The 13,987-nt window shown below is 65.9% G+C and carries 9 protein-coding genes and 2 pseudogenes; 2 read left to right on the plus strand and 9 right to left on the minus strand.

Annotated elements, in window-relative coordinates; all coding sequences use genetic code 11:
* Window positions 1-60 precede the first annotated feature (60 nt).
* Window positions 61-714 (plus strand): annotated as a pseudogene (locus RM96_RS28940) (transposase); the annotation flags it as partial.
* A gap of 29 nt (window positions 715-743) precedes the next feature.
* Here the strand turns inward: RM96_RS28940 and RM96_RS37875 are convergent.
* From RM96_RS37875 to RM96_RS28980, 9 genes and pseudogenes are all read right to left on the minus strand, one after another.
* Window positions 744-1,226, minus strand: a pseudogene (locus tag RM96_RS37875) (c-type cytochrome); the annotation flags it as partial.
* 81 nt (window positions 1,227-1,307) lie between these two features.
* Window positions 1,308-2,063: a carbonic anhydrase gene (locus RM96_RS28945; RefSeq protein WP_052279819.1), complete on the minus strand. Its 756-nt coding sequence runs from the start codon at window positions 2,061-2,063 to the stop codon at window positions 1,308-1,310.
* Between the two features lie 32 nt (window positions 2,064-2,095).
* Complete coding sequence (locus tag RM96_RS28950) at window positions 2,096-2,848, minus strand: peptidylprolyl isomerase (protein ID WP_039015176.1); 753 nt, start codon at window positions 2,846-2,848, stop codon at window positions 2,096-2,098.
* 31 nt (window positions 2,849-2,879) lie between these two features.
* On the minus strand, window positions 2,880-3,563 hold the full coding sequence (narI, locus tag RM96_RS28955) for a respiratory nitrate reductase subunit gamma (protein ID WP_039015177.1): 684 nt from the start codon (window positions 3,561-3,563) through the stop codon (window positions 2,880-2,882).
* Between the two features lie 48 nt (window positions 3,564-3,611).
* Window positions 3,612-4,277 (minus strand): nitrate reductase molybdenum cofactor assembly chaperone, encoded by a 666-nt coding sequence (gene narJ / locus RM96_RS28960; protein ID WP_039015178.1) that lies wholly within the window; start codon window positions 4,275-4,277, stop codon window positions 3,612-3,614.
* A 29-nt stretch (window positions 4,278-4,306) separates the two neighbouring features.
* Complete coding sequence (narH, locus tag RM96_RS28965) at window positions 4,307-5,857, minus strand: nitrate reductase subunit beta (protein ID WP_039015179.1); 1,551 nt, start codon at window positions 5,855-5,857, stop codon at window positions 4,307-4,309.
* Entirely contained in the window at window positions 5,854-9,603 is a 3,750-nt protein-coding gene (locus tag RM96_RS28970) for a nitrate reductase subunit alpha (protein ID WP_039015180.1), read from the minus strand. The genes narH and RM96_RS28970 overlap by 4 nt, the downstream gene beginning before the upstream one ends.
* Window positions 9,604-9,789: 186 nt before the next feature.
* Window positions 9,790-11,175: a NarK family nitrate/nitrite MFS transporter gene (locus RM96_RS28975; RefSeq protein WP_039015181.1), complete on the minus strand. Its 1,386-nt coding sequence runs from the start codon at window positions 11,173-11,175 to the stop codon at window positions 9,790-9,792.
* A gap of 36 nt (window positions 11,176-11,211) precedes the next feature.
* Window positions 11,212-12,492 carry an MFS transporter gene (locus RM96_RS28980; protein ID WP_152624233.1) on the minus strand — a complete coding sequence of 427 codons (1,281 nt, stop codon included), beginning with the start codon at window positions 12,490-12,492 and terminating at the stop codon, window positions 11,212-11,214.
* A gap of 245 nt (window positions 12,493-12,737) precedes the next feature.
* On the opposite strand from RM96_RS28980, the gene RM96_RS28985 reads away from it, so the two are divergent.
* Complete coding sequence (locus tag RM96_RS28985) at window positions 12,738-13,958, plus strand: NnrS family protein (protein ID WP_039015183.1); 1,221 nt, start codon at window positions 12,738-12,740, stop codon at window positions 13,956-13,958.
* Window positions 13,959-13,987 lie beyond the last annotated feature (29 nt).

Consider the following 13,987-nt stretch of genomic DNA (forward strand, 5'->3'; position numbering starts at 1 on the left):
AGAGGCGCAAGTCCGGTTCGGAGAGGAGAGGCAGGGAAATAGTCCGACTACGCCCTGTCTCTTACTCTACTGCCGGCTGAGGTCGCCGGGCGCTGGTTCTATCTGTACCTCATCCTGGACGTGTACAGCCGCAAGATCGTGGGCTTCGAGGTTCACGACCGTGACGACGCCGACCACGCGGCGCATCTGGTCAAGCGCACGGCGCTGGCCGAGGGCATCCATGCCATGGAGGCCAAGCCGGTGCTGCATGGCGATAACGGCGCCACGCTCAAGGCCACCACGGTGCTGGCGATGCTGCACTGGCTGGGGGTCAAGCCTTCGTACTCGCGCCCGCGTGTGAGCGACGACAATGCCTTCGTCGAGAGCCTCTTCCGCACGGCCAAGTACCGGCCGGAGTTCCCGTCTACAGGCTTTGCCGATCTGGCCACGGCGCGTACGTGGGCGGCCCACTTCGTCCACTGGTACAACCATGAGCACCGGCACAGCGGCATCCGCTACGTGAGCCCGGCGCAGCGCCACGCCGGACAAGACGACAAGATTCTCGCCGCGCGCCACGCGCTGTATGTTCAGGCCCGTGAGCACAACCCGCGTCGCTGGTCATGCAACACTCGAGACTGGTCGCCAATCGACACGGTCACGCTCAATCCGGAGCGCGAGATTGCCGTGCCCACCAGTATCAAGCCAGGCGCCGAAAACCAGCGTTTTGCTGCATGAATGAGGCGACATCTACCTTGACGCGCGCCGAGATTGTCGAGGTTGTACGCGTTCATCTTGCGCGTGGGCCGCTTGGCGACAGGCACGATGTCCTTGCGGCTCTTCTCGATATCCGCCAGCGAGAACTCCGGCGGCGTCGGCGGATCGAGCTGGATGTAGCGCGCCATCAGGTCCACTTCCGCATCGGAGAGGTCGCCGGAAGTGCCCCAGTTCGGCATGCCCGCGGGGCTGCCGTACTTGATGAAGGTCTTCAGGTACTCGGTGCCGCGTTCGCGGGTGATGTCGGGCGTCAGCGGCTTTCCGGTCGCGCCCTTGCGCAGCACGCCGTGGCAGCCGGCGCAGCGCTCGAAGTAGATCTGCCTTGCGTGATCAAACTCTGCGGGTGTGAGGGATGGCATTGCCGCTTGCGTAGCAGCGGCGGGCGGCGTGGCGGTGTCCGCGCGAACCTGACCGATCCAGAGGGAAAGCGGCAGGGCCGCCAGTGCGGGGAACATCCAGGATTTCGCTTTCATGGTGCTGTTCTTCAGCGAGTTGGGGAATGCCGTTGTGCCGGCCTTCGAAGCGTGCTGATGCCTTGCCGGTCGTCACGCAGATCATGGGGAAGAACATGCGTGACCGGGTTGACTGCCGTCAATGGGCAGGTGGATGGTTGTGCACGGATTCCTTGTACTGGAGGCAAGCGGGCAGACCAGCGGCAGGAAGCCGTCCGCGCGTTGTGAATAGGCCAGCAGGGCGCCGGCTTCGAGGTCGAAGTACCAGCCGTGCAGCGTGAGTCGCTGTTGTGCGAGTGCATCCCGGACGAAGGGAAAGCTCTCCAGGTTGCGCAGGGAAACGAGGATGGCGGCCTGTTCGCAGGCGCGCTGCCGTTGCTCCGCGCTGGCGCCGGACAGGGTCTCTTCGACCTGCTGCCGCGCGGCAGCCGCGATGCGTACCCAGGGCCCGATGAAGTCGTTGCCGGCGTCGTCTGGGGCATGCGCGCAGGCAGCTTCGCCAGCGGGCTGTGCCAACAGCGTGCGGATACCGCCGCAACCTGCGTGGCCCATCACGATGATCCGCTCCACGCGCAATTGCTCCACCGCGAACTGGATCGCGGCCGAGACGCCGTGCAGGCTGCCCTCGTGGCGCCCGGTGCAGGGCGGCACCAGGTTGCCGATATTGCGCACGGTGAACAGCTCGCCCGGATCGCAGCCGAGCAGCAGGCCGGGGTCAACGCGCGAATCGCTGCAGCCGATCAGCAGCGTTGGCGGGCGCTGGCCGGCCTTGAGGGCGTCGAACAGCTCGGGTTCATCGTCGAAGTACCGTTGCTGGAACCGCTCGAAGCCCCTCAGCAGTCGTTCAATCTGATGCATGTCCGGGTCCTCGTTTGGGGCGGCACGCCGCACTACTGCAGCAGCGGGCTGTCGGCGCCTTCCAGCTCGATGCCTTCGATATGGGCGCGGCCGATCAGCAGGCTGGCGTACTGCTTCCAGGCGCGGTCGCGCGCGGCATCGGTCAGTGCGCGCGCAATCTCGCCGCGCACGGCTTCGAACGGCAGGCGCGTGCCTTCGCTGCGATCGAGGAGGCGGACCACGTGCAGGCCGAAGCGCGTTTCCACCAGTTGCGGCAGCAGGCCCTGTGCATGCGTGGCGAAGACGGCGCGCTCGAACTCGGGGGCGGTTTCGCCGCGGAACACGCGGCCCAGCCGGCCGCCGCCAGTGCTGCTCGGGCAGTTGGACAGCGCCTTCGCCTGCGCAGCGAACGAGGATGGATTGCCCTTGATCAACGCCAGGGTCTGCTGCGCGATCTCGCGCAGGGCATCGAGCGGCACGCGCGGCGTGACCTGGAACAGGATGTGTTCCACCTCGACCCATTCGCCTTCGCGGAAATGCCCGGGCTGGCTGTTGTAGTGGCGCCGGCAGCTGGCTTCATCGGGTTCGGGGACGGGCGCCTCGCGGGCCAGTACGGCCAGCGCCAGCGTGTCGTCGTCCATGTTGGCGCTGGCGAGCCCAAGGCGCTCGGCCTCGCTGCGCACCAGCCGGCGGAGGATGGCGGAGATCACCGCCAGACGCGCGGGATCGCGCGCGCCGCGATGGAGATCCATTTCACGTTCGATGTCGGCGTCCTGCAGTTCCACGCCGTTGACGATAACGGGCATTGCTTTCTCCAGTATCAGAGTTGGTTCGCGCTCAGCGGCTTCGCACCAGTTGCCAGGCACGGCCGAGATAGCCGACCAAGGCAAAGCCGCTCCACACGTGCACCAGCCGCGTGAACGGAAAGATCGCGAACAGCGTGATGCCCATAAAGAGATGGGCCTTGAACAGGAGCGGGGCATCGGCGATATAGCTGGCCGCATCGCCGCGCAGCGTGACAATGTGCTGGGCCCAGGTCATCAGCTGCACCATCATGTGGCCGTCCATGTGGCCGGCGGATTCAAAAATGGTGGAAAGGCCGAGCAGCAGCGTGACCAGCAGCCACAGCAGCAGCACCTTGTCGCCGGTGCGCGTTACGGCCGAGACGCGGGCATTGGTCAGGCGGCGATGCAGCAGGATCAGCAGGCCGGCCAGGCACATGGTGCCCATGACGCCGCCGGCTGCCATCGCGACGGCTTGCTTGAAGCTGTGCGAGACGCCCAGCGTGTCCCACACCGCCACCGGCGTGAGCAGGCCGGCCAGGTGGCCGAAGAACAGGCCGAGGATGCCAACGTGGAACAGGATGTTGCCCGTGCGCAGGTTGCCGCGGTACAGCACCTGCGAGCTGTCGGTCTTCCAGGTGTACTGCTCGCGCTCGAAGCGGGCCAGGCTGCCGAACAGGAAGATGGCGGCGGCAATGTAGGGGTAGATGCCGTAGAGGAATTGGTGGAGCGTTGCCATGGTGTGTTAGCCCATTGTCTGATGTTCGGTTTGCATCGTCATGCCCCTTCAACAGGCAGCCGGTACGGGAGCCGTGCCGCGCGGATAGAAGCGCACGACCTGCGCGCCAGTGGCTGGCGCCAGCAGCGGTTCCACGCCGTCCGCGCCGGGGCCAAAGGTTTCCAGCGCCTCGTCCATGTCGCGCACCGGCGGCTCCTGCTGCGCTTGCGGCTGGACATCGGTCAGCGTACGCAGCACGTTGAATACGCTGGCATAAGGGCTTTCATTGCGCGCCAGCCGGTCGCCGATGGCGGCCAGCACGTGGATCGCATCGCCCAGCAGCTGCTCGGCGCGCGCTTCCTTGGCGTCGGCCACCAGCGCACCGAGGAACTCCAGGAACAGCGGCACATAGTCGGGTAGCTCGGAGGCCGCGGGTTCGAAGCCGTCGCGCCGGTACTCGTCGATCAGGTCGACCATGGCCTGGCCGCGGTCGCGGCTTTCGCCGTGCACGTGCTCGAACAGGTGCAGCGAGTGGGCCGGATTGCGGTCGAAGGTGGCGACATAGTTTTCCTGCAGCGCGATCAGCGGCTCGTTGCGGAGCAGGCTGGTCAAGGGGGCCAGCATTTCGTGCGCCTGCGGCCATTCGGCCAGTGCGGCGTCGATCTCGGGCAGGGCGTCCAGCAGTTCCTGCTCGGGATAGCCGAGCAGGGCGCTGAGGATGGGATAGAGGGGCATGTTCTTCTCCGTACGATTCGTGGGGCGGTTCAGCTCGTCACGGCCTTCTTGCGTGACCTGGGCATGTCAGCGAAGTGGACACTCCCCTGCGGCTTCTTGCCGAACAGCGAGCCGTCCGAGGCACCGCCCGAGCAGCCGTTGCCGAAGGTGAAGCCGCAGCTGGCCTTGTCGTTGAAGCTGTCTTCGACCATCTCCTTGTGCGAGGACGGGATCACGAAGCGGTCCTCGTAGTTGGCGATGGCCATGGTCTGGTACATGTCCTCGACCTGCGCAGGCGTGAGACCGACCTGATCGAGCACGCCCAGGTCCTGCACGCCATCCACCACTTGCGAGCGCTTGTAAGCGCGCATCGCCAGCATGCGGTCGAGTGCGGAGAGCACCGGCATTACGTCGCCCGCGGTCAGCAGGTTCGCCAGGTACCTGACCGGGATGCGCAGGCTCTTCACGTCGGGGATCACGCCGTTCATGCCCATATGGCCGGCCTCGGCCGCCGACTGGATCGGCGACAGCGGCGGGATATACCAGACCATCGGCAGCGTGCGGTACTCGGGGTGCAGTGGGAAGGCCACCTTCCATTCGCACGCCATCTTGTAGACCGGCGACTTGCGCGCGGCGTCGAGCCAGCTTTGCGGGATGCCCTGGCGCAGCGCTTCGGCCTGCACCGCCGGGTCGTGCGGATCGAGGAAGACGTCCAGCTGCGACTGGTACAGGTCGCGCTCATCGGCCACCGATGCCGCCTGCTCGATGCGGTCGGCGTCGTACAGCATGACGCCGAGGTAGCGGATGCGGCCGACGCAGGTCTCGGAGCAGACCGTGGGCTGACCGGCCTCGATGCGCGGATAGCAGAACAGGCATTTCTCGGCCTTGCCGCTTTGCCAGTTGAAGTAGATCTTCTTGTACGGGCAGCCCGAGATGCACATGCGCCAGCCGCGGCACTTGTCCTGGTCGACCAGCACGATGCCGTCGTCCTCGCGCTTGTAGATCGAGCCGGACGGGCACGATGCCACGCAGGCCGGGTTCAGGCAGTGCTCGCACAGGCGCGGCAGGTACATCATGAAGGTGTTCTCGAAGGTCGAGTACATCTCCTTCTGCACGTCGTCGAACAGCTTGTCGCGGCCGCGCGAGCTGAACTCGCCGCCGAGGTCGTCTTCCCAGTTCGGGCCCCACTCGATCTTTTCCATCTTGCGGCCGGTCAGCACCGACACCGGACGCGCGGTGGGCGGAGTCTGGACCAGCGGCGCTTTCTGCAGGTGTTCGTAGTCGTAGGTGAACGGCTCGTAGTACTCGTCGATCTGCGGCAGGTTCGGATTGGCAAACAGGTTGGCCAGAATCTTCAGCTTGCCGCCCTGGCGCGGCTCCAGGGTGCCGTCGGCATTGCGCTTCCAGCCGCCTTGCCACTTGTCCTGGTTCTCCCATTCCTTGGGATAGCCGATGCCGGGCTTGGTCTCGACATTGTTGAACCAGGCGTACTCGACGCCGTCGCGGCTGGTCCAGACGTTCTTGCAGGTGACGGAGCAGGTATGGCAGCCGATGCACTTGTCGAGGTTCAGCACCATGGCCACCTGGGCACGGATCTTCATTGCTTGTCTCCTTCCTTCACTGTCTTTTCCACGAGCGGGCCTTCCAGCCAGTCGACCCTCTTCATCTTGCGCAGGATCACGAACTCGTCGCGGTTGCTGCCCACGGTGCCGTAGTAGTTGAAGCCGTAGGCCAGCTGCGCGTAGCCGCCGATCATGTGGGTGGGCTTGGTCACGGCACGCGTGACCGAGTTATGGATGCCGCCGCGCATGCCGCTGGTCTCGGCGCCGGGCACGTTCACGATCTTTTCCTGGGCGTGGTACATCAGGCACATGCCCTTGGGCACGCGCTGCGACACCACCACGCGGGCCGTCAGCGTGCCGTTGACGTTGAACACCTCAACCCAGTCGTTGTCGCGGATGCCGTTGGCCTTGGCCTCGGCTTCCGAGATCCAGACGTGCGGGCCGCCGCGCGACAGCGTCAGCATGCGCAGGTTGTCCGAGTAGGTGGAGTGGATGCCCCACTTCTGGTGCGGCGTGATCCAGTTCAGCACCAGCTCCGGATTGCCGTTGGGCTTCTTGCCCAGCATCGGCGCCACGGTCTTGGTATCGATGGCCGGCTTGTAGACGCACGCGCCTTCGCCGAAGTCCAGCATCCAGCGGTGGTCCTGCCAGAACTGCTGGCGGCCGGTCAGCGTGCGCCAGGGGATCAGCTCATGCACATTGGTGTAGCCGGCGTTGTAGCTGACCTCTTCCGATTCCAGGCCCGACCAGGTCGGTGCCGAGATGATCTTGCGCGGCTGCACCTGCACGTCGCGGAAGCGGATCTTGTCGTGCTCGCGGCCCTCGGCCAGGTGGGTGTGGTCGCGGCCGGTGATTTTCGACAGGGCTTCCCACGCCTTGACGGCGACGTGGCCGTTGGTCTCGGGCGCGAAGGTCAGGATCATCTCGGCGGCGTCGATCGCAGTTTCCACCTTCGGCCGGCCCTGGCTCACGCCGGGCTCGGTCACGGTCTTGCTGAGCGCGCCGATTTCCTTCACCTCATGCCGCGTGTCCCAGTTGATGCCCTTGCCGCCGTTGCCGAGCTTGTCCAGCAGCGGCCCGATCGAGCTGAACTTCTTGTAGATGTCCGCGTAGTTGCGCTCTACCACGGTCATCGACGGTGCGGTCTTGCCGGGAATCAGGTCGCATTCGCCGGCTTTCCAGTCCTTCGGTTCGAACGGCTGGCCGAGTTCGCCCGGGGTGTCGTGCAGCAGCGGCGTGCACACCAGGTCCTTGCGGGTGCCGAGGTAGGGGCCGGCAATCTCGCTGAACTTCTTCGCGATGGCCTTGTAGATTTCCCAGTCGGTCTTGCTTTCCCACAACGGCTGCACGGCTTCGGACAGCGGGTGGATGAACGGGTGCATGTCGGACGTGTTGAGGTCGTCCTTCTCGTACCAGGTGGCCGTGGGCAGCACGATGTCGCCGTACAGGCAGGTGGTGCTCATGCGGAAGTCCAGCACAGTCAGCAGGTCGAGCTTGCCTTCGGCGGCCGGGCGCACGTTGACTTCACTCGGCTTGATGGCGTCGTTTTCGTCGCCGAACACGGCGTTCTGCGTGCCCAGCAGGTACTTCAGGAAGTACTCATGCCCCTTGCCCGAGCTGCCGAGGATGTTGGAGCGCCACACGAACATATTGCGCGGGAAGTTGGCCGGGTTGTCGGGATCGTCGCAGGCGAACTGCAGCTTGCCGGACTTGAGTTGCTCGACGCTGTAGGCCACCGGATCCTGGCCGGCGCGTTCGGCTGCATCGACCACATCAAGCGGATTGGTACTGAGTTGGGGCGCGGACGGCAGCCAGCCCATGCGTTCGGAGCGTGCGTTCAGGTCCAGCAGCGAGAGGCCGTCGTAGCGCTTGCGGTCGGCGGTCGGCGACAGGATCTCGTCGACGGCCAGCTTCTCGTGGCGCCACTGGCTGGTGTGGTTGTAGAAGAACGAGGTGCCGTTCATCTGGCGCGGCGGGCGCGACCAGTCCAGGCCGAATGCCAGCGGCGCCCAGCCGAACTGCGGGCGCAGCTTTTCCTGGCCGACGTAGTGCGCCCAGCCGCCGCCGCTCTTGCCGACGCAGCCGCACATCATCAGCAGGTTGATGATGCCGCGGTAGATCATGTCGTTGTGGTACCAGTGGTTCAGCGCGGCACCGACGATGACCATGCTCTTGCCCTGCGTGCGGTCGGCATTGTCGGCGAACTCGCGCGCTACCTGCGTCACCAGGCGGGCCGGAACAGAGGTGTGCTTTTCCTGCCAGGCAGGCGTGTAGGGCACGTCGTCGTCGAACGAGGCGGCGACGTTGGGGCCGCCGAGTCCCTGGTCCACGCCGTAGTTGGCCATCTGCAGGTCGTACACGGTGGCCACCAGCGCGGTGCTGCCATCGGCCAGCGTCAGCCGGCGCGCCGGCACGCGGCGGCGCAGCAGTTCGTCGTGTTCGCCGCCGAAGTAGGGGAAGCCGACTTCCACCACCTCGTCTTCCTTGCCGAGCAGCGACAGGCGCGGATCGATGGCGCGGCCGTTGCCGCCATCCTTCATTTCCAGGTTCCAGCGGCCGACCTTCTCGCCGCCATTGTGGGCGGCTTCGCCCCAGCGGAACCCAATCGACCCGTTGGGTGCGACGATCTCGCCGGTGGCGTCGTCGATCTGCAGGGTTTTCCACTCGGGATGGTTGGCTTCGCCGAGGTTGTCGGCGAGGTGCGAGGCGCGCAGGAAGTGGTCGGGCACCAGCGTGCCCTGGCTATCGTTGTTCTTGCGCAGCAGCACCAGCATCGGCATGTCGGTGTACTGTTTGATGTAATCGCGGAAGTAGGCGGACTTGCCGCCGGCGTGGAATTCCTTGAGCACCACGTGGCCCATGGCCATGGCCAGTGCCGCGTCGGTGCCTTGCTTCGGCGCCAGCCAGATGTCGCCGAACTTGACCATCTCGCCGAAGTCGGACGACACCGCCACGGTCTTGGTGCCCTTGTAGCGGACCTCGGTGTAGAAATGCGCATCGGGCGTGCGGGTCTGCGGCACATTGGAGCCCCACACCATCAGGTAGGTGGAGTTGTACCAGTCGGCCGATTCTGGCACGTCGGTCTGTTCGCCCCAGATCTGCGGGCTGGCGGGCGGCAGGTCGCAATACCAGTCGTAGAAGGACAGGCACGCGCCGCCGAGCAGGCTCAGGTAGCGTGCGCCGGCGGCGTACGACACCATCGACATGGCCGGGATCGGCGAGAAGCCGATCACGCGGTCGGGTCCGAACTTCTTCACGGTAAAGGCGTTCGCCGCCGCGATGATCTCGGTGGCGGTGTTCCAGTCGGCGCGCACAAAGCCGCCCTGGCCGCGCACGCTCTTGTAGCGCACCGCCTTCTTCGGATCCTGGCTGATCGATGCCCACGCGGCGATCGGGTCCATGGTCTTGCGGGCCTCGCGCCACATTTCCATCAGGCGGCCGCGGATCATCGGGTACTTCACGCGCTGGGCGGAGTAGACGTACCAGCTGTACGAGGCGCCACGCGGGCAGCCACGCGGTTCGTGGTTGGGCAGGTCCGGACGCGTGCGCGGATAGTCGGTCTGCTGGGTTTCCCACGTGATCAGGCCGTTCTTTACATAGACCTTCCACGAGCAGGAGCCGGTGCAGTTCACGCCGTGGGTGGAGCGCACGATCTTGTCGTGCTGCCAGCGGCTGCGGTAGCCGTCTTCCCACTTGCGGTCTTCGTTCACCACCGCGCCGTGACCGTCCGCATAGGTGGACTTGACGCGCGACATGAACTTCAGTCGATCCAGGAAATGACTCATTGCTTTGTTCTCCGCGAGTACTTTTCTGCGGGTGCTCCGGCCGTTGCGGAGCTATTGCAGGGACGCTCTCAGCTTATGGGGGAGGGGGGCGGCAGCCAATTCGCTGGTGGAACAGGCGCCGCATGGCGATCGGGCTAGGTGCCGGCTGCGGGGCTAGTTCTGTCGAACTAGGCCGGCCGGCAACCGTCAGCAGGGCATGACAGCGTTGCGGCGCGCGTAGTACCACCACGTCACCAGCACGCAGCTGATGTAGAAGGCGATGAAGCAGTACAGTGCCGCATCCGGCGCGCCCGTGAGTTCCAGCGAAGTGCCGAAGCTCTTGGGGATGAAGAAGCCGCCGTATGCACCGATCGCGCCGGAGAAGCCCAGCACGGCAGCGGATTCCTTGCCGGCTTCCTGCAGGGCCTGCTTCTGCGCCACGTCGCCCTTGCCGGCGGCAGCGCGCTGGCGCTCGGTCAGGAAGATCACGGGGATCATGCGGAAGGTCGAGCCGTTGCCGATGCCAGTCAAGGCGAACAGCGTGACGAAGGCGGCGAGGAACCAGGTGAAATTGCCGCCTGTGCCATCATGCGGCAGGGCCGCCAGCACCGCGAACACCGCGGCGATCATGCCGACGAAGGTCCACAGCGTGACGCGCGCGCCGCCCAGCTTGTCGGAGATCCAGCCGCCCACCGGGCGCGTCAGCGCGCCGACCAGCGGCCCCAGGAAGGCGTAGGCGGTGGGATTCACGCCGGGGAACTGCGACTTGGTCAGCAGCGCCAGCCCGGCAGAGAAGCCGATGAACGAGCCGAAGGTGCCCACGTACAGCCAGCACATCAGCCAGTTGTGCTTGCGCTTGAAGATTACGGCCTGGTCGGCAAAGGACGCCTTGGCATCCGCGATATCATGCATGCCGAACCATGCGGCGAGCGCCGAAATGATGATGAACGGTACCCAGATAAAGCCCGCGTTCTGCAGCCACAGGTTGTGCGTCGCGCCGTTGGCCTGGTACTGCTGCGGTTCGCCGCCAAGCGCACCGAAGATTGCCACCGACACGACCAGCGGCGTGACGAACTGCACCACCGACACGCCCAGGTTGCCGATGCCGGCATTCAGGCCGGTGGCCAGCCCCTTCTTCGCCTTCGGGAAGAAGAAGCTGATATTGGCCATCGACGAGCTGAAGTTGGCCCCGCCCAGTCCGCACAGCAGCGCCAGTGCCAGCAGCGTGGGGTAGCCGGTGGATGGATCGCGCAGCGCGAAGCCCATGCCCAGCGCGGGGATCAGCAGCAGCGCCGTGGAGATCGCAGTGAAGCGCCGCCCGCCGAACACCGGCACCAGGAAGGAATAGAAAATGCGCAGCGTGGCGCCGGACAGCGCCGGCAGCGCGGTCAGCCAGAACAGCTGGTTCTTGGTGAACTGGAAGCCGGCGCGGTCGAGGTTGACCGCCACCACGCTCCACAGCATCCAGACCACGAAGGCCAGCATCAGCGCGGGAATCGAGATCCACAGGTTGCGATAGGCGATGCGCTCGCCCTTGTCTTGCCAGAAGGCCTTGTTCTCGGGCTCCCAGCGGGTGAGTACGGAAGATGACATGACAGTGTGCCTTGGTGGTTTGCGTGACCGCGGCCGTCAGGCGGCCTGCGTGAGGCCGACGGCCTGTTCTTTGCGCCGGCGTTCGGCGCGGTGGCTGTAATGCATCCAGACGAGACTCACGCACACGGTGCCGTACATCAGCATGAAGCAGCTGCTGCGCACGCCGGTGAGGTCGGCCAGCATGCCGAACAGGATCGGCAGCACGAAGCCGCCAAGCCCGCCGGCCAGGCCGACCACGCCCGAGACCGCCCCGATGTTGTGGGTGAAGTCGTTGGAAATGAACTTGAAGACGGAAGCCTTGCCGATGGCGAAGGCGATGCCCACCACGAACAGCAGGATGGTGAACACCGTGGGCGTCAGCGCGATGCGGAAGCCCTGGGGCCCGCTGGTGGTCTGGATGATGAAATCGGTCTGCGGGTAGCTCAGCAGGAAGAACCCCACCCAGCTCACCCACATCACCCACCAGGTGGTGCGGTGCGCGCCGTAGCGGTCTGAGATCCAGCCGCCGATGGCGCGCAGCACGCCGCCCGGCAGCGAGAAGCAGGCGGCCAGGAAGGCGGCGATCTTGATGTCGAAGCCATACTCGCCGATGTAGTACTTGGTCATCCACAGGGACAGCCCGACGTAGCCGCCGAACACCACGGAGTAGTACTGCGAATAGCGCCACACGCGCGGATCGCGCATCACCGCGAGCTGCTCGCGCCAGCCGGCGCTCGATTTCACCAGGTGCGCCGGATTGCTGCGCGAGAATACCCAGAACAGCACGGCGGTGACCAGCATCGCCACCGAGTACACGCGAGGCACGATTTCCCAGGTGCCGGCGGCGATGATCAGCGCGGGTGCGACGAACTTGGTCAGCGCCGCGCCCGAATTGCCGGCGCCGAAGATGCCCATTGCCAGGCCCTGGCGCGAGCGCGGGAACCATCTGGCCACGTAAGGCGTGCCGACCGAGAACGAGCCGCCGGCCAGGCCGACGAATAGGCCCAGCACCAGCAGCTGCCAGAGGCTGTGCGCGTACGAGATCAGCCAGATCGGGATCACCGTGGCCAGCATCAGCACGAAGAAGACGATGCGGCCGCCGTAGCGGTCGGTCCAGATGCCAAGGGGCACACGGATCAGCGAGCCGCTCAGCACCGGCGTTGCCGCCAGCAGGCCGAACTCCGTGTCGTTCAGGCCAAGTTCTTTCTTGAGCGGAATGCCGAGCACCGCGAACAGCATCCAGACGGCAAAGCAGATGGTGAAGGCGAAGGTGCTGGATGCCAGCGTTGTATAGGCACCGGGCGGGATCGGTTCCCGTGCGGGATGTGGGGTGGCCATGGCCATGCTCCTGTGTCAACTTTGACGGGTGCTGCCAGCGTAGGGGCCGCCACATCGCTTGAACATTCGCCGGGAGCACAGCAACGGGCGTGATGAAACCTGCCGGTAGAGCTAGTTCCACGGAGGGAGGTCGCCCGTCCCGCCGCGGTGCTATCGTGCTTGCTGCCAGCTTTGTGCCTCCGTGAGGCGCTTTGTTTCCTGACCGGACTTTGTCCGGCATCAACGTTCGGGGAGCTCCTCCCATCATGGAAACCATTCCCATCCTGCCCGCGCGCGGTCCGCGCAAATCGCCGGAGGCCGGTCCGCCGCCGCGCGGCTTTGCCCTCTTCGCGCTGGGCTTCCGGCCCTTCTATCTGGGCGGCGCGATATTCGGCGCCGTTGCCATTGCGGTGTGGGCCGCGATGCTGGCGGGCATCCCCGGCGTGGGACCATCGGCATCGTTGCCGCCGATGCTGTGGCATGCGCATGAAATGGTGTTTGGCTTTGCGGCAGCCATCGTGATCGGCTTCCTGTTCACCGCCGGACGCGCGTGGACCGGGCAGCCGACCCCGACCGGGCCGCTGCTGGCGTGCCTGTTCCTGCTGTGGCTGGCGGGGCGGATTGCAATGTGGGCCGCTTCGGGCGCGGCGGCGCCGGTGATCGACGGTGCGTTCCTGCCGCTGGCCGCGCTGGCGTTTACGCGCACGCTGGTGATGGGCGGCAACCGGCGCAACTACCCGCTGGCGCTAGCGCTGTGGCTGCTGGCCGCGGCGAACATCGTGAGTCTCGCACTGCAAATGCAAGGCCATGCCGATGGCGCGCTGCGCGCCTGCCAGGCCGGCGTGGCGCTCATCACCTTGTTCGTGGTCGTGATCGGCGGGCGGGTCATTCCGATGTTCACGACCAACGCGATTCCCGGCTTCCGCCTGCGGCAGTATCAACAGGTCGACCGCGCGGTGGTGCCGGCAAGCGTGCTGGGGCTGGCGGCGGGGCTGCTTCCGCTGCCCGGCTGGCTGGCCGCGGCGTTTTCGCTTCTGGCGGCGCTGGTGCTGGGCATACGCGTATGGGGCTGGCGCGGCTACGCGGTCGGCAACCGGCCGCTGCTGTGGGTGCTACATCTGGCTTATGCGTGGTTGCCGCTGGCATTCGCGTTGCAGGCCGGTGCGGTGCTCGGGCAGTGGATGCCCGGCATTGCCACCCATGCGTTCACGGTGGGTGTGCTGGGCGGCGCCATCATCGCGATGATCACGCGCACGGCGCTGGGCCATACCGGCCGCATGCTGGTGGCGGGGCGCGCCGAGACGGTTGCGTACTGGCTGGTGGCTGCCGCCGCGATGCTGCGCGTGGCGGGGCCACTGTTCTGGCCGGCCGGCTACCTGCACTGGCTCTATGGCGCGGCTGCGTGCTGGGTAGCCGGGTTTGCGCTCTATGCCCTGACGTATGCGCCGCGGCTGGCGCGCCCGCGGGTGGACGGCAAGCCGGGTTGAAGGGCTTGCCCTGGATATCGGCCGTGCTG

The organism is Cupriavidus sp. IDO, assembly GCF_000812465.1.
GTDB lineage: Bacteria > Pseudomonadota > Gammaproteobacteria > Burkholderiales > Burkholderiaceae > Cupriavidus.

Bases quoted from the DNA above. Each gene is read 5' to 3' on its own strand.
- RM96_RS28945 (WP_052279819.1), bottom strand. From the start codon at position 2,063: ATGCATCAGATTGAACGACTGCTGAGGGGCTTCGAGCGGTTCCAGCAA.
- RM96_RS28950 (WP_039015176.1), bottom strand. From the start codon at position 2,848: ATGCCCGTTATCGTCAACGGCGTGGAACTGCAGGACGCCGACATCGAA.
- narI (WP_039015177.1), bottom strand. From the start codon at position 3,563: ATGGCAACGCTCCACCAATTCCTCTACGGCATCTACCCCTACATTGCC.
- narJ (WP_039015178.1), bottom strand. From the start codon at position 4,277: ATGCCCCTCTATCCCATCCTCAGCGCCCTGCTCGGCTATCCCGAGCAG.
- narH (WP_039015179.1), bottom strand. From the start codon at position 5,857: ATGAAGATCCGTGCCCAGGTGGCCATGGTGCTGAACCTCGACAAGTGC.
- RM96_RS28970 (WP_039015180.1), bottom strand. From the start codon at position 9,603: ATGAGTCATTTCCTGGATCGACTGAAGTTCATGTCGCGCGTCAAGTCC.
- RM96_RS28975 (WP_039015181.1), bottom strand. From the start codon at position 11,175: ATGTCATCTTCCGTACTCACCCGCTGGGAGCCCGAGAACAAGGCCTTC.
- RM96_RS28980 (WP_152624233.1), bottom strand. From the start codon at position 12,492: ATGGCCACCCCACATCCCGCACGGGAACCGATCCCGCCCGGTGCCTAT.
- RM96_RS28985 (WP_039015183.1), top strand. From the start codon at position 12,738: ATGGAAACCATTCCCATCCTGCCCGCGCGCGGTCCGCGCAAATCGCCG.